A 20,509-nucleotide genomic window follows, 5' to 3' on the forward strand; every position below is an offset into this window, starting at 1 on the left:
GCGTCGCGCCCCCGCCCGGAACACCAGGGGCCCATAGGTACACTTGCCGTGGCTCCTCGGGGCCGCACCACACGGAAGTACAGGGCGGGAGCGTGCGCGTGACGGATGAGGGTCGCCTGATCGCGGGACGGTACCAGGTCGGGCCCCGGCTCGGCCGCGGCGGGATGTCCGAGGTGTACCTCGGCACCGACACCCGGCTCGGCCGCACCGTCGCCATCAAGGAGCTGAAGCTCTCCCTCTCCTCCGACTCCGCTTTCCGCCTGCGGTTCCGCCAGGAGGCGCAGTCCGCGTCGCGCATGTCGCACCCCACGATCGTCCGGGTCTTCGACGCGGGCGAGGAGGTCTCGCTCGACGACAACGGCGCCGAGTCGCGCCGGCCCTTCATCGTCATGGAGCACATCGAGGGCCGCCTCCTCAAGGACCTGATCGCCGAGGGCCCCCTCGACGTGGACGAGGCCGTCCGCATCACGGAGGGCATCCTCACCGCCCTCGAGTACTCGCACCGCGCAGGCGTCGTCCACCGCGACATCAAGCCCGGCAACATCATGCTGACCCCGTCGGGCCAGGTGAAGGTGATGGACTTCGGGATCGCCCGCGCCGTCTCCGACTCCGCCGCCACGGTCGCTCAGACCACGGCGATCCTCGGCACCGCGGCCTACTTCTCCCCCGAGCAGGCGAAGGGCGAGCAGGTCGACGCCCGCAGCGACCTCTACTCCGCCGGCATCGTGCTCTTCGAGCTCCTCACCGGCCGTGCGCCCTTCCGCGGCGACACCCCGGTGGCTGTCGCCTACCAGCACGTCAGCGAGACACCGCCGGCGCCGAGCTCCATCAACCCGGCCGTCACGCCGGCGCTCGACGCGGTCGTCGCCCGCGCACTCTCGAAGGACCGCTACGAGCGCTTCCAGGGAGCTGCGGAGTTCCGCGACGACCTGCGCGACGCCGCCGCCGGACGCCTACCCGACCACCGCCCGATCGACGAGCTGACCACCTCGCTCTTCGCGGCCCGCAGCCAGGGCGGAGTCAACGACTCCGAGCTCGCCCTCCGCCAGCTGGCCGAGGACAACTCGATCGTCCGCACCCAGCGCCGCCCGCCGGTCCTCTGGATCTGGTCCTCGATCGTCGTGCTGGCCGTGATCGTCGCCGCACTCGTGATCTGGGTGCTGACGCTCCAGCCCGCGTCGACGCTGCCGTCGCAGTCGCGCGAGGTCCCCACCCTCACCGAGACCACCTACGACAGCGCGCAGTCGACCCTGACCGAGCTCGATCTCGTGCCGAGCCAGGTCGCGGAGTACAGCTCGACCGTCCCCGAGGGCGAGGTGATCCGCACGGATCCGGGCTCGGGCACGATCGTCGCACCCGAGACGGTCATCCGCATCGTCGTGTCCCAGGGCCCGCAGCCCGTCGCCGTGCCGGACACCGTCGGGCGGAGCCTCACCGAGGCCATCGATGCGCTCACCGCCGTCGGCTTCGTCGAGGGCTCCCAGACCCGCGAGAACTCGCCGACCGTCCCGGGCGACGTCGTGCTCTCCGCCTCCCCCGGAGCGGGACAGCAGGTCGCCCCGGGCACGCCGGTCGACCTCACGGTCTCCTCCGGCCAGGTCACGCTCCCCGACCTCGTCGGGACGTCCCTCAGCAGCGCGCTGGCCACCCTCGCCTCCGAGAAGCTGCAGCTCGTGGGGGTCGAGGTCCCGGACGAGACCTGCGACGCGACCCGGGCGAACCCGCCCATCACGACCCAGTCCCTGGCTCCGGGCGACGTCCCGCAGGGATCGACCGTCCAGCTCGGCTACTGCGCGGGCTGACCCGGCCTGCAGCCCGCTGCGGCTGCGGCGTCGGCCGACGGCGCCCGGTGGAGGCCGGGCCGCTGCTCTGCGCGCCGAAGAGGGCTCGTCCGGACGTCGCTCGTCGGGTTCGGTGCTCCACGGGGCCGACGGCCCCGAGGTGAACGGCTACGCCCGGCGCGCGTCGGCGAGCGGGGGCTGGAGCCGCACGACCTCGCCGACTGCCGCTCCGTCGGCGGGGCGTGCGATCCTGCCGCGGATGTCGCTCGGGGTGAGCCCCTCGCGGCGCTTGAGCGCACGGCGGAGGTGGTCCGCCGAGGAGAATCCGGACGCGGCGGCGATCGCCTCGAGCGGGACCTCCCGCGGGCGGCGGCGCAGGAGCTCCACGGCGCTGGCGACCCGGGAGCGCTCGATCTCGCTCGCGACCGTGGTGCCCGCGTCCTCGAAGAGCCGCTGGAGGGAGCGGGTGGACACGTTGACCGCGTCGGCCACCGCCTCCGGGGTGCAGCGCGGCGTGCGGTGCGTCCGGTCGATGACCGTGCGCGCGCGTCCGAGCGTGGCGGCCCGGACGCTCGTGGTGCCGGGCTGCGAGCTCGCCGCTGCGAGGAACGCGCTGGTGAGGAGCTGCTTGACCACGTGGGCGAAGCCGGTGACCTCGCCCTCGCCGGGCAGCCCCGTCCCGGACTCCGCAGCGAGGGCGAAGGCGGTCGTGAAGGCGTACGCGGCGCGGGTGGACCGGGCGTCGGGGTCGAGCGCGTAGACCGGGGCGGAAGTGTCGAAACCGTAGCGGCGCATCTCGTCGGCGCGCAGCGAGAGGTGGAGGATCGTGGCCGGAGTCGTCGACTCGGTCGTGAACGTCGTCGTGCCCTGCTGGTACGAGATCGAGCCCGGACGCAGCAGCACCGTGCGGTCCGGTGCGACCATGCGCACGAAGCCGTCGATGAGGAAGCTGAAGGTGAGGAAGGAGGTGTCGTCGGCCGGCCACGTCCCGCGGAGGACGCGCAACGGCGAGACCGTCATCAGCACGACGCTCAGATCGGCGGTGCCGAATCCCGAACCGGTGATGCTCGGAACGGTGCCGGGTTTGACGACGATGCGCGGACCGAGATTCTCGAGTTCTCGGATTCCCGAGAAAGCCCAGGAGATCGATGCGACCATGAGGTCCCCCCGGACTTCTCTTGTGGCGCCGACCCCCTGCCGACGCCCTCTGATTATGCAGGGAAAAGGGGCCGCATCCTCCGCCGGGAGCCCGTCAAATCCCGCCACCTGATCGGGGGGTGCGCAAGGGGGTGGACAAGGTCACGCTCATACCCTGTCCCGGCGTTCTCCTCCGCCCGCCGTCATTTAGCCGTCAGATGGCGGATTTCTACGTGAGAACGCACTCAGGGCGGCATCCCCGTTCGGGGGACGGTGGTCGCTGATCATTCTCAATGCTCTCGACTCGATAACGAGCCCGATAAGCCCGGCGAATTCCGCCTCATCGAGCCGGGATCGAGAGTCCGGGCGTGTCGTCGGCCGATACGGACGCTCCGCCCGGCCTCACCTCGCGCAGCCAGTTCTCGAGAAGGCGCCGCCCGCCCTCGGTGAGGACCGACTCCGGATGGAACTGCACGCCCACGAGCGGAGCACTCCGGTGCCGGACGGCCATGACCACTCCCTCCGGTGTCCGCGCCGTCACCCGCAGCTCCTCGGGAAGGCTCTCGCCGTCGACCGCGAGCGAGTGGTACCGCATCGCGGCGAATCCGGAGGGCAGGCCGTCGAAGAGCGGATCTCCGTCGTGGAGGACCGCGGACGTCCGGCCGTGCAGCAGCTCCGGCGCCTCCGCGACGCGGGCGCCGAGAGCATGGGCGAGCACCTGGTGGCCGAGGCAGACTCCGAGCAGCGGCCGCCCGGTCGCCTCCGCCCGCTGCACGAGCGCCGTCGACGCGGGGACGTCCTCGGGGCGGCCCGGTCCGGGTGAGACCAGGACTCCGTCCGCCTCCTCCGCACGAGCCAGGAGCGCCGTGGTCCCGAGGTCGTCGCCCTCGACCACGTCGACCTCGGCACCGAGCTCGCGGAGGTACGAGACGAGCGTGAAGACGAAGCTGTCGTGGTGGTCGACGACCAGGATCCGCGGGGCCGCGCCGCCGGTCACGAGCCGACGGTCACGTTCCGGTCGAGCACGAGCGACTGCACCCAGGGGAACACCCACTCGTCGAGCGCGACCAGGACCGCCGCGACGAGGACGAGGACGATCAGGAGCCTGACCCACCACGGCCCGGGCAGGAGCCGCCACAGCGCTGCGTACACGGTCAGCCCTCCTGAGCCAGCGAGGCGGCGATCTCGGCGGGGGCCCCCGCGGACCGCGGCTGGAACGAGTCGAAGACGCCGTACGCGATGATCCGCTCGGCCGTCGAGTAGAGCGGGTTGCAGCTCGTCAGCGTGATCAGGCGGTCGGTTGGAGCCGCGTCCGGAGTCCAGGGGACCGGGTCGATCACCTGGACGTCGGAGGGCTGGACGTACTCGAGGTTGCGGAAGCGGTAGGTGTACCAGCCGTCCGCCGTCTCGATGTAGATCGGGTCGCCGAGCTGGAGCTCGTCGATCAGGTGCATGCCTCCGCCGTACGCGCTGCGGTGCGCGGCGAGCGCGAAATTGCCGGCCTGTCCGGGCATCTGCGTCCCGGGGTAGTGGCCGATGCTCCCCTCGTCGAGCACGTTCTCGGCGTCGATGCCCTCGGCGATCGTGCGCACCCACCCCTCGCCGTAGCGCGGGATGTAGAGGTTGCCGAAGGAGGTGTCGAGGGCGGCGACCGACGCGACGACCGGCTCCGCCGGGGCGGCCTCGGTCGGCTGCGGTGCCGGAGAGGAGTCGCTCCAGGTCTCGCGGAGCTCCGCGGCCTGCGTCGTCTGCCGGCCGGCGATCACCGCGTCGTTCCACCAGAGCTGCCAGGCCAGGAAGAGCAGGACCAGGACGCCGGCGGTCATCAGGAGCTCGCCGACAACTCCGAAGAACGAGAGTCGTCGGACCGGGCGGGCCCTCCGTCGCTTCGCTCGCGGCCGCAGAGCCGCCCCGTCGGAGTTCTGGGCGGTCATGCGACGAGTCTAGGCGCGAGCCGTGACCGGCTGTGGCGCATGATCCGGACCTGTGGAGAGGCCTCCCGAGTCGCCGCCTGAGGAGGGCCGAGGGGACCACTCGAGCGCCCGCACCGGCCGCTCCGCGAGTCCGCACAGCACCCGCGCAGCCCCGGCGCTCCCGGCCCGGAGCCTCCGCCCGGTACAGTGGTCGGCATGGCACGAGCGACGAAGAGCCCGAAGCCCGAGCGCGACGAGGCCCGGACCGGCGAGAACGCACCGAATCCGGTCTGGTTCAAGCCGGTGATGTTCGGCTTCATGCTGCTCGGACTCGCCTGGATCATCGTCTTCTACGTGAGCCAGGGCACCCTGCCGATCCCCGATCTCGGCAACCTCAACATCCTGATCGGCTTCGGCATCGCGTTCATCGGCTTCCTGATGACGACGCGCTGGCGCTGAGCCTCCCCCAGTCGTGAACGACGCCCCGTCCGGTCCGCCGACGGGGCGTTCGTCGTCGGTGGAGCGTCTGCGCGCCGCCGGCTGCGTCTTCGCCGAGGAGGAGGCGGGCCTGCTCGAGGAGGCCGCCGGCTCCTCCTCCGACCTCGAGCTGCTGCTCCGCCGCCGCGAGACGGGCGAGCCCCTCGAGCAGATCCTCGGCTGGGTCGCCTTCCGCGGCCTGCGCGTCCCCGTCGCACCCGGCGTCTTCGTACCCCGGGTCCGCACCGAGTGGCTGGTCGACTGCGCCCTGGAGGTCCTCCCGGACGGCGCCGTGGTGCTCGACCTCTGCTGCGGATCCGGCGCCCTCGCCCGGTCGATCTCCGAGGAGCGGCCGAACGTCCGCCTGCTCGCGGCCGACCTCTCCCCCGCCGCCGTCGCCTGCGCGCGCCGCACGCTCGCAGGCCGCGCCGACGTCCACGAGGGCGACCTCTTCGACGCGCTCCCCGGGAGCGAGCGCGGGCGGATCGACGTCGTCGTCGTCAACGCCCCCTACGTCCCCACCGCCGCGATCGCGCTCATGCCGCCGGAGGCCCGGGTGCACGAGCCGATGCTCACTCTCGACGGCGGGTCGGACGGGCTCGCCCTGCACCGCCGCATCGCTCAGGAGGCGGGAGCGTGGCTCGCACCCCACGGCGTCGTCGTGATCGAGGTCGGCGCGGATCAGGCCGCGGCGAGTGCCTCCGCGTTCCAGGCGGCCGGGTTCGCCACCTCGCTGCACCGCGACGACGACCGTGAGGCGACCGCCCTGGTGGCCGTCCGCCGAAGAACTACACCGCTGTAATTATCCCCAGCTGTGGAATCTCCTGTGGAGAACTCCGCGGTCTCCGCCGCGCTGGCCTGCTCGAGGCGAGGAGGGCCCGGATCCGCACCAGTCCGCCGGTCCTCGGACGCGCCGCCGTCCCCGGATCGTCCTCCCGAGGAGGACACCCGGGACGTTCTCCCCAGTGTTAACAACTCTGTGGATAACTTCCTCCCCACCTGTTGAGAGCACCTGTGGACAGCGGTGGAGACGGTCGCCGCGGGAACGACGAAGCGGCGGGCCCGGGAGTGCGCGAGGCACTGCCGGACCCGCCGCTGCGGGAGGGGACGGGATCAGCCGAGGACGTAGGCGCCCGCGGTGATCGCCACCAGTCCGACTCCGATGAGCCCGACGAGGAGGTTCTGCGTGCGCCGCTGGGCGCGCTGCCGGGTCTTCGTGAAGACCAGCCCGATGAGCGCGCCGGCCACCAGACCGCCGACGTGCGCCTGCCACGCCACGTTCATCCCGGGCAGGAAGCCGATGACGAGGTTCAGTCCGACCAGCACCAGCAGCTGCGACGCCTGACCGCCCAGGTGCCGGAGGATCACCAGGTACGCGCCCATCAGCCCGAAGATCGCACCGGAGGCGCCGATCACCGGGGTCAACGGGTTCGCGAGGAGCAGGACGCCCACCGATCCGGCGAACCCGCTCAGGAGGAAGAGGGTGAGGTACCGCCCGCGGCCCAGCATCCGCTCGAGCACCATGCCGAACACCCACAGCGTGTACATGTTCAGCACCAGGTGGAACGGGATGACGATGAAGAGCGACGTGCTGTGGAGGAACACCGACGTGAGCATCCGCCACGGCTCGAAGCCGGCGCCGAAGCCGGGGAGCGTGTAGGCGGGGGCGTACAGGAGCGCGTTGACCGCCGGCCCGCCGACGAAGGGGAGGATCTCGACGATCCACAGCACGATGCAGAGCGCGATGATCGCGTAGGTCACCGTCGGCTGGTCGGCGCGGGTCATGGCCCGCACGCGGGAGAGGAGGGGACCGCGGGTGCGCGGCGCGGTGGCGCGCTGCTGCGCCATGTCGTCCGGGCAGATCACTCCGACCGGAGCGGGAGTCTGGCATTCGCCGCAGATGGTGCGGCCGCACCGCTGGCAGCGCACGAAGCTCTGCCGGTCGGGGTGTCGGTAGCAGGAGTAGGTGCTGCTCGGCGGGACCTGGGTCACGGACGTGCCTCCGGGGAGAACGAGGGCCGGGCCCTGACGGACCCGGCCCTCGAATGAGTGGTGGATGAGGCGATCAGACCTCGGTGATCTCGACGCTCTCGATCACGACGTCCTCGAGCGGCTTGTCACGGCCGTCGGTGGGAACAGCCGAGAGCGACTGCACGAGCTTCTTCGACTCCTCGTCGGCGACGGCGCCGAAGATGGTGTGCTTGCCCTGGAGCCAGGTGGTCGGCGCCACGGTGATGAAGAACTGCGAGCCGTTGGTGCCGCGGCCCGCCTGCTTGCCGGCGTTCGCCATCGCGAGGATGTAGGGCTGGGTGAAGTCGAGCTCCGAGTTGATCTCGTCGTCGAACTGGTACCCCGGGCCGCCGATGCCCTGACCGAGCGGGTCGCCGCCCTGGAGCATGAAGTCGGGGATGACGCGGTGGAAGACGGTGCCGTTGTAGAGCGGCTCCTTCGTCTTCGCACCCGTGGCGGGGTGGGTCCACTCGATGTCGCCGGTCGCGAGACCGACGAAGTTGCGGACCGTCTTGGGAGCGTGGTTCCCGTAGAGGTTGACGACGATGTCGCCCTTGTTGGTGTGGAACGTCGCGACTGCGGTGTGCAAAGGCATGCTCGGATTCTCGCACAGCGCGTCTGTAGGCCCCTGCAACGCCCGGTGTCAATGCGCTGGGTGCGCGATGCGGACGCCGATCGATGAGTGGCAGTATTGAGGCGTTCGCTGCTCGTAGCCGATGGAGGACCAACATGGGTCTGTCACGTAAGCACAAGAAGGACCTCAAGCGTCTTCGCAAGAACGCCGAGGCGGTCTGGGGCGAGCAGCAGGAGGTGCTGGCGCACGCGGCCTCCGTGCTCGAGAAGAGCCGCCGCCACGCGTCGAAGTACGCCAAGAAGGAGCTCGTCCCCTTCGTCAAGGACACGTACGACTCGCGCGTCAAGCCGGTCTACGACAACGGCGTCTCGGCCGTTGAGGGCACGTACTCCTCGGCCCGCCACGCCTACAAGCACAAGGTCGTCCCGACCTTCGCCGCTGTCGGTGGCACGGCCGCCGCCGCCTTCGAGGCTGCCAAGGACTCGAAGAACCGCGCGAAGCTCGCCGAGATCTCGAAGGCGCGCTGGGAGGAGCTCACCACTCCCCCGAAGAAGAAGAACAAGGTCGGCACGGTCTTCGCGATCGGCGCCGCGCTGGTCGCCGTCGGCGGCATCGGCTACGCCGTCTGGCAGACGTTCCGCGCCGACGACGAGCTGTGGGTCGCCGAGGACGAGCCGCAGAGCGCCGCGCAGAACGCGGCCTCGACCGCTTCCTGACGTTCTCGTCGCTGGAGCCGGGCCCCTCAGGGGGTCCGGCTCCTTCGCATGCCCGGGTTAGGCTTCTGCGGTGGACATCCGGGTCGCCGCGTACGGCGTGATCATCGACGGTGAGCGGATGCTGCTCGCGCACTGGAGCCAGGGCCCCTGGTCGGCCTGGACGCTTCCGGGCGGCGGGATCGACGAGGGCGAGTCGCCCGCCGACGCCGCGGTCCGCGAGATCTTCGAGGAGACGGGCTACCGTGCCGAGCTCGAGGCCCTCATCGGCGTGGACTCGCACGTGATCCCCGCGCACCGCCGCAGCGATCCCGAGGCCGGCCCCCTGCACGCCATCCGCGTCGTGTACCGCGCCCGCATCGTGGGCGGCGAGCTCACGCACGAGGTGGACGGCTCCACGGACGCCGCCGCCTGGTTCCCCCTGAGCGACGTCGAGGAGCTGGAGCGCGTCGAGCTCGTCGACGCGGCCCTCACCATGAACGAGGCCTGGCTCCTCCGCTGACGGTGCCCGGGAATCCCCGGCCGCGCCCCGGCGTTCCCTTCGTCGTGATCGTCGAGCTCTACACCTCCGCCTTCTGCGGCGCCTGCCATGCCGCGCGCTCGGTGCTGGAGCGTGCCGCGGAGCTCGTCCCCGCCGCCGAGATCCGCGAGCGCGACGTGGCCTACCACCCCGTCGAGGCCGAGGCCGCCGGTGTCCGCTCGACCCCCACCGTCGTCGTGCGGGACACGGCCGGAGAGGTGGTCTTCCGGGCGGAGGGCGCTCCCTCCCTTCCGCAGGCTCTCGCCGCTCTGGCCCTCGCCCTGCCCGCGTAGGGTGGCCGCGGGAGGACCGATGCACCGTCGCGCTGCGCTCGCGAGCACCGTCGTTCTGCTCGGCGCCCTCGCGCTCTCGGGATGCGCCTCCGAGGAGCCGGTGACCACGGCCGCGGTCGGGCTCGGACGGGGCGGCGAGCGGGGCGAGGTCCTCGGCGTCGTCGTCGTGTGCTCGGGGTCCGTCGACGGCCTCGACCTCGCCGCCTCCGACTCCGCCCCCCTGACCATCGGCGACGGGCTGCGGAGGGTCACCCGCTGGGTCTCCCCGTCACCGGTCACGCAGCTGGGCGCGACCGACCTCTCCGGATCCACGGTCTGGCCGGCCGACACGGTGATCGAGCGGTTCCCGCTCGGCGTCGACCTCGCGCTGGGCGCCTACGCGACCGACCGCTCCGTGCTCGCCCGCCCGGTCGTCTTCACGGCCGAGCAGTTCGACACGCTCTCCGTCGGTGAGATCATCGTCGGCGACATCCGCGACGGCACGTCCGAGACCCTCTCGGTCCAGCAGTTCCTCGGCCTCGCCTGCGTGGACCGCTGAGCGTGCGGCTCGGCCGTCCGAGTGGCGACCTCGATCGCGGGGACCGCACGGTCGGCGACAGGAGAGGCCGCCGGCTCGTGGACCCCGACGCGGACCCTCCGCGACCAACGGCGGTCAGGCGACGGCGGAGAACTCGCGGTGGAGCCGTCGCGCGCAGGAGATTCGACGTAGTGGCTAGCTGCGCCGCGACGTACTCGCACCCGTGTCGGTGTCTGCTCACCCCGAAGATGCGCGACGACACCGCTCAATCGTCAGCACGGCGCACCCCTCTCGCGTGCGAGCCGAGGTTGAGCCGAGGCTCCACCGCCCGATCGTCGTGTTGATGTCTACGCCGTCGGTTGTGAGCGCGTCATGTGAAGTCGGGTGCCTCATTGAGAGGCACCCAGCGCGCATCCTCACCTTCGCCCATCAGACGCTTCACGACTGGTGTTCGCTCGGTCTGGCCGCGTCGGAGACGACCGGATCTCGACAGGTAGTACGTGACGAGAGTGTCGTGCGACGGACGGAAGGTGACGTACCAGGGCGCGCCCTGCAACGACCGGCGCCCTTTGGCCAGAGCCTTCGCTGAGTACGAGCGGTACGCGCCGACGAGCGCGCCCACCTTCCACTGAGCCTTCGACTCGGGATAGGCGGCTTCCCACCCGTCGAAGATGTCGGCGAGCACGCCGATGGGAACAGCACCGACAGGATAGAAGACACCCTCGCGCATTCTCACCTCTTCGAGCAGTCGGTTGTCCGCGAGAGCGTGAGTATCGAGCGGGAGGTTCGAGATGTCGCCATCGCGGACACCTTCGAGCGACAGGTCGTCGAAGAGCGCGTCAGTCTCGGACTCCGTCGTCGATGACGTTCCCGGATCCGGCTCCGGCTCCGACCGGCTCGCGGCTTGAGCTGACTCGATCTGCGACCCGAGGAGTTGCTTCATGTCCTTGACGTCCACTCCCGTCTCGCTGACGGCGACCTGCGTTCTCTCGGCGATGGCCTCGACCCGCCTCAGCACTTCTTCATGCTGGTCCTGGCGGGTCTTCGTCTCGCGGTCGGCTCGCGCGGCTTCGCGATTCTGCACGCGAAGGATGGAGAGAGTGAGTCCGATGGCAACCATGGCGAGACCGAGCGAAATGAGCCCGATGGAGTCCCATAGTTGCGACAAGCGAAGCGACAGGTCCCCCTCGACGCTTGCGCGAAGAACCCACACCCAACCGCCGAGCACGACCAGAGCCGCGCCGATGACGTAGACCACGATCTCCCAGAACCGCAGACCGCGCCTCTGAGCCTTCTTCTCCGTCGCGTCCCCCACGGCGGTCACACTATCGTCCCAGCACGGAGATGCGGTGGTCGCTCCGAGTGGACGGCCCGCGGCGCCTTGCTGTGAGGATGTGCCTGCGTCGTGCACCCTCGAGAGCCGTCCGAGCTGCATCGGCACAACTGCATGGGCGCATCTGGCGACTGGGAGCACCCGCGAGAGGGGAGGAAGTGTGGAGCCTAGGAGATTCGAACTCCTGACATCCTGCTTGCAAAGCAGGCGCTCTACCAACTGAGCTAAGGCCCCGGGCCGGAGACGGGGCGATCCGTCTCCGAGAGTCGAACGGCCCGCCACCGCGAGGTGACGGGCCGTTCGGACCGGGTGGGGGTACCAGGACTTGAACCTGGGACCTCTTCATTATCAGTGAAGCGCTCTAACCGCCTGAGCTATACCCCCGGAATGGCCAGAGGAGACTCTACCCGACATCGAGCAGGAATCCCAATCGGCCGGACCGTGCGCCCTACTGGTTGGTGAAGCCCACCAGGAGGCCGCCGGTGATCTTGACGCTGAGGTTGTACAGCAACGCCACGATCGCGCCGAGCGCGGTGGTGACGATGGTGTTCAGCACCGCGACGACGATCGCGAAGCCCATGACCTGCGGCAGCGAGATGATCGTGTTGAGGTCGAACGCCTCCGCGCCGGCGATGTCCTGCACGAGGCCGTTGACCTCGTCGAACACGCCAGTCTGGGCCAGGACCGTGTAGACCAGGTAGACGACGACGATCGTGATGATCGCGAGCGTCAGGCCCAGCAGGAACGAGAGCTTCACGGCCGACCAGAAGTCGACGTAGACGAGCTTCAGGCGGACCTGCTTCGCCGCCGGGCTCTTCGCGGACTTCCTGGCGAGCTTCTCGGCGACGGTGCTACTCATCTACGGACCCATCCTCCTCCGACACCGGAGCGGACTCGGCCGGCGCCGCGGCGTCGGGATCCTCGTCCTGGGCGTCGAGATTGCGTTCGGTGTTCTTGGCGAGTGCGATGATGCGGTCGTCCTCAGCGAATCGTGCGAAGACGACTCCCATGGTGTCGCGACCCTTGGCCGGTACCTCGGCCACCGCAGAGCGTACCACCTTGCCGCTGGCGAGCACGACGAGCACCTCGTCGTCCTCTCCGGTGATGATGGCGCCCACGAGGTCGCCGCGCTTCTCCTCCAGCTTGGCCACCTTGATGCCCAGCCCGCCGCGTCCCTGGAGGCGGTACTGGTCGACCGCGGTGCGCTTGGCGTAGCCGCCCTCGGTGACCACGAACACGAAGCCCTCGTCGCTGACGACGTTGGCGTCGAGGAGGCGGTCCTCCCCGCGGAACGACATGCCGCGGACTCCGGAGGTGGAGCGGCCCATCGGACGAAGCGCCTCGTCGGACGCGGTGAAGCGGATCGACATGCCCTTGCGGGAGACCAGCAGCACGTCGCTGTCCTCCTCGACCAGGAGCGCCGAGACGAGCTCGTCGCCGTCGCGCAGCTTGATCGCGATGATGCCGCCGGAGCGGTTCGTGTCGTACTCCGAGAGGGCCGTCTTCTTCACGAGGCCGTCGCGCGTGGCGAGCACGAGGTAGCGGGCCGCCTCGTAGTCGCGGATGTCGAGGATCTGCGCGATCTGCTCCCCCGGCTCGAGCGCGAGCAGGTTCGCGATGTGCTGGCCCTTGGCGTCGCGGCCGGCCTCCTGCAGCTCGTAGGTCTTGGCGCGGTACACGCGACCGGTGTTCGTGAAGAACAGCAGCCAGTGGTGCGTGGTGGTGACGAAGAAGTGCTCGACGATGTCGTCGGCCTTCAGCTGCGCGCCGCGCACGCCGCGGCCGCCGCGGTGCTGCGCCCGGTAGGAGTCGCTCCGGGTGCGCTTGAGGTAGCCGCCGCGGGTGACGGTGACGACCATCTCCTCCTCGGGAATCAGATCCTCGACGCTCATGTCGCCGTCGAACCCGAAGAGGATCTCGGTGCGGCGATCGTCGCCGAAGCGGTCGACGATCTCGTCGAGCTCATCCGAGATGATCGTGCGCTGACGCTCGGGGCTCGCGAGGATCGACTTGTAGTCCTCGATCTCGGCCTGGATCCGGTCGTGCTCGTCGATGATCTTCTGGCGCTCGAGGGCCGCGAGGCGGCGCAGCTGCATGTCGAGGATGGCGCGGGACTGCACCTCGTCGATGTCGAGCAGCTCCATCAGGCCGTCGCGCGCCTCCTCCACGGTGGGGGAGCGGCGGATGAGGGCGATGACCTCGTCGAGCGCGTCGAGCGCCTTGAGGTAGCCGCGCAGGATGTGGATCCGCGCCTCCGCCTCGTCGAGGAGGTACTGGGTGCGGCGCACGATGACCTCGACCTGGTGGTCGACCCAGGCGCGGATGAAGCCGTCGAGCGAGAGCGTGCGCGGGATGCCGTCCACGATCGCGAGCATGTTCGCGCCGAAGTTCTCCTGCAGCGGCGTGTGCTTGTAGAGGTTGTTCAGCACCACCTTCGCCACGGCGTCGCGCTTGAGGACGACGACGAGGCGCTGGCCGGTGCGACCGGAGGTCTCGTCGCGGATGTCGGCGATGCCCGAGACGCGCCCGTCCTTGACCAGCTCGGCGATCTTGATCGCCAGGTTGTCCGGGTTCACCTGGTACGGCAGCTCGGTGACGACCAGGCAGGTGCGGCCCTGGATCTCCTCGATGGAGACGACGGCGCGCATCGTGATCGAGCCGCGGCCGGTGCGGTACGCGTCCTGGATGCCGCGGACGCCGAGGATCTGCGCACCGGTGGGGAAGTCGGGTCCCTTGATCCGCTGCAGCAGCGCCTCGAGGAGCTCCTCGCGCGTCGCGTCGGGGTTCTCGAGCGCCCACTTGGCGCCGGCGGCGACCTCGCGCAGGTTGTGCGGCGGGATGTTGGTCGCCATGCCGACCGCGATGCCGACGGAGCCGTTGACGAGCAGGTTCGGGAACCGCGCCGGCAGGATCGCCGGCTCGCGGGTGCGGCCGTCGTAGTTGTCCTGGAAGTCGACGGTGTTCTTGTCGATGTCGCGGACCATCTCGAGCGCGAGCGGCGCCATCTTGGTCTCGGTGTACCGGGGGGCGGCCGCGCCGTCGTTGCCGGGGGAGCCGAAGTTGCCCTGCCCGAGCGCGAGCGGGTAGCGGAGGCTCCACGGCTGCACCAGGCGGACCAGCGCGTCGTAGATCGCGGAGTCGCCGTGCGGGTGGAACTGGCCCATCACGTCGCCGACGACGCGCGAGCACTTCGAGAACGCCTTGTCGGGGCGGTAGCCGCCGTCGTACATGGCGTAGATCACGCGGCGGTGCACGGGCTTCAGGCCGTCGCGCACCTCCGGCAGGGCTCGCCCGACGATGACGCTCATCGCGTAGTCGAGGTAGGAGCGCTGCATCTCGAGCTGCAGGTCGACCGGCTCGATCTTGTCGTGACCGTGGATCACCACACCGGTCTCGGTGACGATGTCGTCGCTCTCGTCCGGGCCGGTGGGGGTGGTGGGTTCTTCTGCCATGGTCTCTGGTCTCTCAGGTGGGTCCGTGCCCCGGAGGAGCGGGGGCGGCGGTCGCGCTGGGTGTCAGGTGTGTCGTCGGTGTGCGGGCCGGTGACGGCCTCTGTCGTGTTCTGGTCGAGGATGCGGCCCATCGAGGGCCGCCGTCACGTGTCCGAGGTGGTCGCGAGGACGGTCCACTGGACCGCCCGGCCGCCGTCTTTCGAAGGACGTCCGCTTCCTCGACCACTAGATGTCGAGGAAGCGCACGTCCTTCGCATTCTTCTGGATGAAGGAGCGGCGGGACTCGACGTCCTCGCCCATGAGGGTGGAGAAGATCTCGTCGGCCGCGGCCGCGTCGTCGAGCGTGACCTGGAGGAGGGTCCGCGTGGCGGGGTCCATCGTGGTCTCCCACAGCTCCTTGTAGTCCATCTCGCCGAGGCCCTTGTAGCGCTGGATGCCGTTCTCCTTGGGCATGCGCTTGTTGGTCGCCGAGCCGTGCGCGATCAGGGCGTCGCGCTCGCGGTCGCTGTAGACGTACTCGTGCGGGGAGTTCGACCACTTGAGGCGGTACAGCGGCGGCTGCGCGAGGTAGACGTAGCCGAGGTCGATCAGCGGGCGCATGTAGCGGAAGAGGAGCGTCAGCAGCAGCGTCGTGATGTGCTGGCCGTCGACGTCGGCGTCGGCCATCAGGATGATCTTGTGGTACCGCGCCTTGTCGGGGTTGAAGTCCTCGCCGATGCCGGCGCCGAACGCCGTGATCATCGCCTGGACCTCGTTGTTGCCGAGAGCGCGGTCGAGCCGCGCCTTCTCGACGTTGAGGATCTTGCCGCGGAGGGGGAGGATCGCCTGCGTCTCGGGATTGCGGCCCTGCACCGCGGATCCTCCCGCCGAGTCGCCCTCGACGATGAAGATCTCGGAGATAGACGGGTCCTTGGACTGGCAGTCCTTGAGCTTGCCCGGCATGCCGCCGCCCTCGAGCAGGCCCTTGCGGCGGGCGGTCTCGCGCGCCTTGCGCGCCGCCATGCGGGCCGAGGCCGCCTGGATCGCCTTGCGGATGATGTCCTTGGCCTGGCTCGGGTTGCGGTCGAACCAGTCGGCCAGCTGCTCGCCGGCCACGCGCTGCACGAACGCCTTCGCCTCGGTGTTGCCGAGCTTCGTCTTGGTCTGGCCCTCGAACTGCGGCTCGCCGAGCTTGATCGACACGACGGCGGTGAGGCCCTCGCGGATGTCGTCGCCCGAGAGGTTCTCGTCCTTCTCCTTGAGCAGGTTGTTCGCGCGCGCGTAGCGGTTGACCAGAGTGGTCAGCGCGGCGCGGAAGCCCTCCTCGTGGGTGCCGCCCTCGTGGGTGTTGATGGTGTTCGCGTAGGTGTGGACGCTCTCGGTGTAGGCCGTGGTCCACTGCATGGCGACCTCGAGCGAGATGCGGCGCTCGGTGTCCTCGGACTCGAAGTCGATGATCTCGGAGTGCACGAGGTCCGACTTCTTCAGCGAGTTGATGTACTCGACGTAGTCGACGAGGCCCTTCTCGTAGTGGAAGACGTCGGTCCGGTCGCCCTCGGTCTCGTTCTCGCCCTCCCCCTCGAACTCGACCTCGTTCTGGTCGGTCAGCGCGATGCGCAGGCCCTTGTTGAGGAACGCCATCTGCTGGAAGCGCGCGCGCAGGGTCTCGTAGTCGAACTCGACCGTCTCGAAGATGCCGGCGTTGGGCCAGAAGGTGATCGTCGTGCCGGTCTCGTCGCTGGCCTCGCCCTTCTCGAGCGGGGCGTCCGGCACTCCGTCGGTGAAGCTCATCCGGTACACGGCGCCCTGGCGCTTGACCTCGACGTCGAGTCGCGTCGACAGCGCGTTGACCACGGAGGAGCCGACGCCGTGCAGGCCGCCGGAGACCGCGTAGCCGCCGCCGCCGAACTTGCCGCCGGCGTGCAGCACGGTGAGGACCAGCTCGACCGTGGAGATGCCCTCGGTCGGGTGCATGTCGACCGGGATGCCGCGGCCGTTGTCGGAGACGGTGACGCCTCCGTCGGCGCGCATCAGGATCTCGATGTTGTCGCAGTAGCCCGCGAGCGCCTCGTCGACGGCGTTGTCGACGATCTCGTAGACCAGGTGGTGCAGACCGCGCGGACCCGTGGATCCGATGTACATGCCGGGGCGCTTGCGGACCGCCTCGAGGCCCTCGAGGACCTGGATCTGGTTCGCGCCGTAGTCGCCGGACGACTTGGTCGACATGCTCTCGTGCGGAGCGGAGGGGGCTGCTGAGCCGTTCGCGTCCAGGTCGTTCGCTGCGGGTGACGTGGAGTCGTTCGGCTCGTGAGTCATAGCTGTGGAGTTCTCCTCTGACGGTCCGTCGCGACGCGCACGGTGATCTGGAGATCGCCCGCGCGGCGGCGTCACTGCGGTTCGGCGGCCCTCCATTCTACCGCGTGCCGGGTCGATCCGAAGCGCTGGACGGCGATCTGAGGCGCGAAAGATCGGCGGTCGACCGAAAATGCGTCCTCAGCCGTAGGTGTCGCGCGGACCACGCCCTGGAATCGACCTGGGACCCTTTTTCCAGTTCGGGACGTCCGGGCCCTGGAAACGGATCGACGCGATGCCCGCGTCGGGGAAGTTCACCGCGATGTGGTTCATGATCTCGATCCGCATCAGCCGGAGCTGGGTCGACCACGCCGTGGACTCGCACGCGACGGTCAGCACGCCGTCGACGACGCCCACCGGAGTCGAGTGCTTCGCGGTCTCCTCGCCGGCGATCGCCGTCCACGACGACATCAGGTCGCCCTGCGCCAGCGGCGCCGTCCAGCCGAGCTTCACGGTGAGGGAGTCGAGGACGTCGCCGAGGTCGTGCGGGTCGCGGCCCTTGCCGAACGGGATCGCGTCGCCCTTGGGCTCGGCGCGCTCGACGGTCTTCCGGATGCGGCGCGGGCCGTCGGCGCCGAACACCTCCTTGAGGTGGCGGTAGACGCGGGCGGCCTCGGAGTCGGGTGCGGGGGCTCCGCGGCGGGGGGAGTCAGCCATCGGACGGCTCCGACGGGGCGGGGGCGGTCGGCTCCGGGGACGCGGGATCCGTGGACGCCGGCGCTGGGGACGCGGGCTCCGAGGAGGAGGCCGCGGCGGAGGAGACGACACCAGGAGAAGGGGAGTCGGACGAGACCGGATCGGGAGAAGAGGAGCGGGAGGACTCGGGACCGGGAGGAGGGGAGTCGGAGGACACCGGATCGGGCGAGGCCGAGTCGGGAGCGATCGGCTCCGGCACAGCGATCGGCGCGGCGGCGGCGCCCGTGCCGACGATCCGGCCGGCCTCGATCCGCACGGTGTGCGCGGCCAGCGCCTCCGGGACGTCGTCGAAGACGGCCGCGGTGATCAGGACCTGCTCGTAGTCGGCGACCACCGAGGCGAGGCGCTCGCGCCGGCGCGCGTCCAGCTCGGCGAAGACGTCGTCGAGCATCAGCACCGGATCGCCCATGGGGGAGTCGCGCCGGAGCAGCTCCGCGGCGCCCAGCTTCAGCGCCAGGGCGAACGACCAGCTCTCACCGTGGCTGGCGTAGCCCTTGGCCGGCAGCGCGTTCAGCTCGAACTGCACGTCATCGCGGTGCGGGCCGACGAGGGAGACGCCCCGGTCGAGCTCGCGGCGGCGCACCCCGGCCAGCGCGGACGCGAACGCCTCCGCCAGTCCCTCGCCCGCCGCCGGTGACGCGGCGCCCGGCTGCTCCACGGGCTCGCCGTCGTCGTCGACCGCGCCCTCGATGCTCAGGCGGGAGCGGAGCACCGGACGCTGGTCGGCACCGGCGACCGCCTCGTACGCGGCGCGCACCGGTCCGCTCAGCTCCTCCACCAGGGTGAGGCGCGACTGCATGATCTCGGTCCCGAGCGCGATCAGGCGCTCGTCCCAGATGTCGAGGGTCCCGAGCTTCGAGGGGTCGCGGACGCCGCTCGCCCGTGCGGACTTGAGCAGCGAGTTGCGCTGGCGCAGCACCCGCTCGTAGTCGGCCTGGACGGCGCTCATCCGCGGGGAGCGGAGGATCACCAGCTGGTCGAGGAAGCGGCGGCGGGCCGACGGGTCGCCGCGGATGAGGAGGAGGTCCTCCGGCGCGAAGAGGACGCTGGAGAAGAAGCGGGGGAGCTCGCGCGGCTTGATCCCGCCGCGGTTGATCTGCGCGCGGTTGGGGGAGGAGCGGTTGATCTGCACCTCGGCCAGCAGGTCGCGCTCGCCGTTGCGGAGGCGGGCGCGCACCACGGCGCTGTCCCGGCCGGCGCGGATCAGCGCCTGGTCGCTCGACACGCGGTGCGAGCCCAGGGTGGAGAGGTAGCCGAGAGATTCGACGAGGTTCGTCTTGCCCTGGCCGTTGCGGCCGACGAAGAGGTTCGGTCCGGGCACGAGCTCGACGTCGACCGACTCGTAGTTCCGGAAGTCGCTGAGCGCCAGCTGCGTCACCTGCACGTCGCGCTCCTCTCCTCCACCCGTCGTCGCGGGCCTTCCCTGCACCCCTGCGGGCTCCTCGCCCGTCCCGATCGGCCGATCCACCCGCTCCGGCGCCTGCGGTCCGCTCTCCCCCTGCCGGCCTGGCCTGCGCCCCCGGTCTCGACACACCCCTGCGGGCTACTCGACCAGCACGGCGGCGGAACCGTACGAGAGCGGATCCCGATACGCCCCTCCGGGGCCACTACTCGCTCACCATGATCGGCGGCGCCCCGTCCCCGCCCGTGAAGGCGGCCGAAGGCCCGCCGCCCGACGTCGGTAGCAAGGTGGAGGCGGCCGGAGGCCCGCCGCCCCCGTGAGAGCATCCCTGCCTCACGGGGCGGCGGGCCGCAGTCCGCCGTCCGTCACCGGCTCTAGGGAACGCGCCCGCCTCCGGAAGCCGACCGCCGTGAGGACTGCCGGAGGCAGTCCTCACCAGCCGACTCAGTCGACGGCTTTGACGGAGTGCCCGCCGAACTGGTTGCGGAGCGCTGCGACGGCCTTCATCGCGGGGGAGTCCTCCTGGCGGGAGACGAAGCGGGCGAAGATCGAGGCGCTGATCGTGGGCACCGGGACGGCGTTGTTGATGGCCTCCTCGATGGTCCAGCGGCCCTCGCCCGAGTCCTGCACGTAGCCCTCGATGTTCTTGAAGTCCGGGTCCTGCTCGAGGGCGCGGACGAGGAGCTCGAGCAGCCAGGAGCGCACGACCGTGCCGCGCTGCCACGCCTTGAAGGTGCCGGTGACGTCCTTGATGATGTCGCTGCGGGTCTCGAGCAGCTCGTAGCCCTCGGCGAACGCCTGCATCAGGGCGTACTCGATGCCGTTGTGGACCATCTTCGCGTAGTGGCCGGCGCCGACCTCGCCCACGTGGACGAAGCCCTCCTCGCGGGGGCCCTCCGGGCGCAGCGCGTCGAAGACGGGCATGGCGTACTCGACGAGCTCCTTCGGGCCGCCGACCATCAGGCCGTAGCCGTTCTGGAGTCCCCAGACGCCGCCTGAGACGCCCGCGTCGATGTAGTGGATGCCCTTGGGCTTCAGCAGCGCGTCGTGCTTGAAGTCCTCGGTGAAGCGGGAGTTGCCGCCGTCGATGACGAGGTCGCCCTCGCTGAGCTTCTCCGACAGGTCCTTGACGACCGCGTCGGTGATCTCGCCGGCCGGCACCATCACCCAGACGATGCGGGGCGAGGGGAGTGCGGCGATCATCTCGTCGAGAGAGGCCGCGTCCGAGACGTCGGGATTGCGGTCGTAGCCGGTGACCTCGAGCCCCTTGGAGCGGAGGCGGGAGCGCATGTTGTCGCCCATCTTGCCGAGGCCGACGAGTCCGATGTGCATGGTGAACCTTCCTGGATTCGTTGTCCGG

The 20,509-nt window shown here is 70.2% G+C and carries 19 protein-coding genes, 2 tRNA genes and 1 pseudogene; 7 read left to right on the top strand and 15 right to left on the bottom strand.

Annotation, left to right across the window (positions count from 1 at the left end):
* Window positions 1-98: 98 nt before the first annotated feature.
* On the top strand, window positions 99-1,802 hold the full coding sequence (pknB, locus tag C5D66_RS06590) for a Stk1 family PASTA domain-containing Ser/Thr kinase (protein WP_104255669.1): 1,704 nt from the start codon (window positions 99-101) through the stop codon (window positions 1,800-1,802).
* A gap of 147 nt (window positions 1,803-1,949) precedes the next feature.
* Here pknB and C5D66_RS06595 read toward each other — a convergent pair whose 3' ends face one another.
* The 4 genes from C5D66_RS06595 to C5D66_RS06605 all read right to left on the bottom strand — a co-directional run bounded on the left by C5D66_RS06595 (window position 1,950) and on the right by C5D66_RS06605 (window position 4,852).
* On the bottom strand, window positions 1,950-2,939 hold the full coding sequence (locus C5D66_RS06595; RefSeq protein WP_104255648.1) for a helix-turn-helix domain-containing protein: 990 nt from the start codon (window positions 2,937-2,939) through the stop codon (window positions 1,950-1,952).
* 319 nt (window positions 2,940-3,258) lie between these two features.
* A complete protein-coding gene (locus C5D66_RS06600) occupies window positions 3,259-3,915 on the bottom strand; it encodes an aminodeoxychorismate/anthranilate synthase component II (protein ID WP_104255647.1) in 657 nt (218 codons plus the stop codon).
* The gene (locus tag C5D66_RS17105) at window positions 3,912-4,070 is read right to left on the bottom strand and encodes a hypothetical protein (RefSeq protein ID WP_167299010.1); all 159 of its coding nucleotides are present in this window, start codon (window positions 4,068-4,070) and stop codon (window positions 3,912-3,914) included. Before C5D66_RS17105 ends, C5D66_RS06600 begins: the two co-directional genes overlap by 4 nt.
* A gap of 2 nt (window positions 4,071-4,072) precedes the next feature.
* Complete coding sequence (locus C5D66_RS06605) at window positions 4,073-4,852, bottom strand: class E sortase (RefSeq protein ID WP_104255646.1); 780 nt, start codon at window positions 4,850-4,852, stop codon at window positions 4,073-4,075.
* 195 nt (window positions 4,853-5,047) lie between these two features.
* Between C5D66_RS06605 and C5D66_RS06610 the strand changes: the two genes are divergently transcribed.
* Both C5D66_RS06610 and C5D66_RS06615 read left to right on the top strand, forming a co-directional pair.
* Window positions 5,048-5,290: a cell division protein CrgA gene (locus tag C5D66_RS06610; RefSeq protein WP_104222667.1), complete on the top strand. Its 243-nt coding sequence runs from the start codon at window positions 5,048-5,050 to the stop codon at window positions 5,288-5,290.
* A 13-nt stretch (window positions 5,291-5,303) separates the two neighbouring features.
* Complete coding sequence (locus C5D66_RS06615) at window positions 5,304-6,110, top strand: putative protein N(5)-glutamine methyltransferase (protein WP_181067892.1); 807 nt, start codon at window positions 5,304-5,306, stop codon at window positions 6,108-6,110.
* Between the two features lie 311 nt (window positions 6,111-6,421).
* Here C5D66_RS06615 and C5D66_RS06620 read toward each other — a convergent pair whose 3' ends face one another.
* Both C5D66_RS06620 and C5D66_RS06625 read right to left on the bottom strand, forming a co-directional pair.
* Window positions 6,422-7,300 (bottom strand): rhomboid family intramembrane serine protease, encoded by an 879-nt coding sequence (locus C5D66_RS06620; protein ID WP_104222668.1) that lies wholly within the window; start codon window positions 7,298-7,300, stop codon window positions 6,422-6,424.
* 73 nt (window positions 7,301-7,373) lie between these two features.
* Window positions 7,374-7,913, bottom strand: coding sequence for a peptidylprolyl isomerase (locus C5D66_RS06625; protein ID WP_104255644.1), 540 nt, complete (start codon window positions 7,911-7,913; stop codon window positions 7,374-7,376).
* A gap of 134 nt (window positions 7,914-8,047) precedes the next feature.
* On the opposite strand from C5D66_RS06625, the gene C5D66_RS06630 reads away from it, so the two are divergent.
* The 4 genes from C5D66_RS06630 to C5D66_RS06645 all read left to right on the top strand — a co-directional run bounded on the left by C5D66_RS06630 (window position 8,048) and on the right by C5D66_RS06645 (window position 9,956).
* Window positions 8,048-8,608, top strand: coding sequence for a hypothetical protein (locus C5D66_RS06630; protein WP_104255643.1), 561 nt, complete (start codon window positions 8,048-8,050; stop codon window positions 8,606-8,608).
* A gap of 70 nt (window positions 8,609-8,678) precedes the next feature.
* Complete coding sequence (locus C5D66_RS06635; RefSeq protein WP_104222671.1) at window positions 8,679-9,107, top strand: NUDIX hydrolase; 429 nt, start codon at window positions 8,679-8,681, stop codon at window positions 9,105-9,107.
* Between the two features lie 2 nt (window positions 9,108-9,109).
* Window positions 9,110-9,418, top strand: a complete 309-nt coding sequence (locus C5D66_RS06640) for a thioredoxin family protein (protein WP_258063857.1) — start codon at window positions 9,110-9,112, stop codon at window positions 9,416-9,418.
* Between the two features lie 19 nt (window positions 9,419-9,437).
* On the top strand, window positions 9,438-9,956 hold the full coding sequence (locus C5D66_RS06645) for a hypothetical protein (protein ID WP_104222672.1): 519 nt from the start codon (window positions 9,438-9,440) through the stop codon (window positions 9,954-9,956).
* 349 nt (window positions 9,957-10,305) lie between these two features.
* Here C5D66_RS06645 and C5D66_RS06650 read toward each other — a convergent pair whose 3' ends face one another.
* The 9 genes and pseudogenes from C5D66_RS06650 to gnd form a co-directional block, all read right to left on the bottom strand.
* Window positions 10,306-11,250 (bottom strand): hypothetical protein, encoded by a 945-nt coding sequence (locus C5D66_RS06650; RefSeq protein ID WP_146079262.1) that lies wholly within the window; start codon window positions 11,248-11,250, stop codon window positions 10,306-10,308.
* A gap of 179 nt (window positions 11,251-11,429) precedes the next feature.
* Window positions 11,430-11,502, bottom strand: a tRNA-Ala gene (locus C5D66_RS06655).
* Window positions 11,503-11,578: 76 nt separating this feature from the next.
* Window positions 11,579-11,652 (bottom strand) — tRNA-Ile (locus C5D66_RS06660).
* A 64-nt stretch (window positions 11,653-11,716) separates the two neighbouring features.
* Window positions 11,717-12,127, bottom strand: coding sequence for a DUF3566 domain-containing protein (locus C5D66_RS06665; protein WP_104222673.1), 411 nt, complete (start codon window positions 12,125-12,127; stop codon window positions 11,717-11,719).
* A complete protein-coding gene (gyrA, locus tag C5D66_RS06670) occupies window positions 12,120-14,720 on the bottom strand; it encodes a DNA gyrase subunit A (RefSeq protein ID WP_104222674.1) in 2,601 nt (866 codons plus the stop codon). The genes C5D66_RS06665 and gyrA overlap by 8 nt, the downstream gene beginning before the upstream one ends.
* A 225-nt stretch (window positions 14,721-14,945) precedes the next feature.
* Entirely contained in the window at window positions 14,946-16,925 is a 1,980-nt protein-coding gene (gene gyrB, locus C5D66_RS06675) for a DNA topoisomerase (ATP-hydrolyzing) subunit B (protein ID WP_208543372.1), read from the bottom strand.
* 267 nt (window positions 16,926-17,192) lie between these two features.
* Window positions 17,193-17,708, bottom strand: a complete 516-nt coding sequence (locus tag C5D66_RS06680) for a DUF721 domain-containing protein (RefSeq protein ID WP_104237766.1) — start codon at window positions 17,706-17,708, stop codon at window positions 17,193-17,195.
* A gap of 262 nt (window positions 17,709-17,970) precedes the next feature.
* Window positions 17,971-19,131, bottom strand: a pseudogene (gene recF, locus C5D66_RS06685) (DNA replication/repair protein RecF); the annotation flags it as partial.
* Between the two features lie 462 nt (window positions 19,132-19,593).
* Complete coding sequence (gnd, locus tag C5D66_RS06690; RefSeq protein WP_104222677.1) at window positions 19,594-20,481, bottom strand: phosphogluconate dehydrogenase (NAD(+)-dependent, decarboxylating); 888 nt, start codon at window positions 20,479-20,481, stop codon at window positions 19,594-19,596.
* Window positions 20,482-20,509 lie beyond the last annotated feature (28 nt).

It is taken from the genome of Rathayibacter sp. AY1B4 (genome assembly GCF_002932815.1).
Lineage (GTDB): Bacteria > Actinomycetota > Actinomycetes > Actinomycetales > Microbacteriaceae > Rathayibacter.

What these genes read in the sequence shown, in the direction of transcription:
- C5D66_RS06595 (WP_104255648.1), bottom strand. Translation starts at nt 2,939, where the DNA reads ATGGTCGCATCGATCTCCTGGGCTTTCTCGGGAATCCGAGAACTCGAG.
- C5D66_RS06605 (WP_104255646.1), bottom strand. Translation starts at nt 4,852, where the DNA reads ATGACCGCCCAGAACTCCGACGGGGCGGCTCTGCGGCCGCGAGCGAAG.
- C5D66_RS06610 (WP_104222667.1), top strand. Translation starts at nt 5,048, where the DNA reads ATGGCACGAGCGACGAAGAGCCCGAAGCCCGAGCGCGACGAGGCCCGG.
- C5D66_RS06625 (WP_104255644.1), bottom strand. Translation starts at nt 7,913, where the DNA reads ATGCCTTTGCACACCGCAGTCGCGACGTTCCACACCAACAAGGGCGAC.
- C5D66_RS06630 (WP_104255643.1), top strand. Translation starts at nt 8,048, where the DNA reads ATGGGTCTGTCACGTAAGCACAAGAAGGACCTCAAGCGTCTTCGCAAG.
- C5D66_RS06645 (WP_104222672.1), top strand. Translation starts at nt 9,438, where the DNA reads ATGCACCGTCGCGCTGCGCTCGCGAGCACCGTCGTTCTGCTCGGCGCC.
- C5D66_RS06665 (WP_104222673.1), bottom strand. Translation starts at nt 12,127, where the DNA reads ATGAGTAGCACCGTCGCCGAGAAGCTCGCCAGGAAGTCCGCGAAGAGC.
- gyrA (WP_104222674.1), bottom strand. Translation starts at nt 14,720, where the DNA reads ATGGCAGAAGAACCCACCACCCCCACCGGCCCGGACGAGAGCGACGAC.
- gyrB (WP_208543372.1), bottom strand. Translation starts at nt 16,925, where the DNA reads ATGTCGACCAAGTCGTCCGGCGACTACGGCGCGAACCAGATCCAGGTC.
- C5D66_RS06680 (WP_104237766.1), bottom strand. Translation starts at nt 17,708, where the DNA reads ATGGCTGACTCCCCCCGCCGCGGAGCCCCCGCACCCGACTCCGAGGCC.
- gnd (WP_104222677.1), bottom strand. Translation starts at nt 20,481, where the DNA reads ATGCACATCGGACTCGTCGGCCTCGGCAAGATGGGCGACAACATGCGC.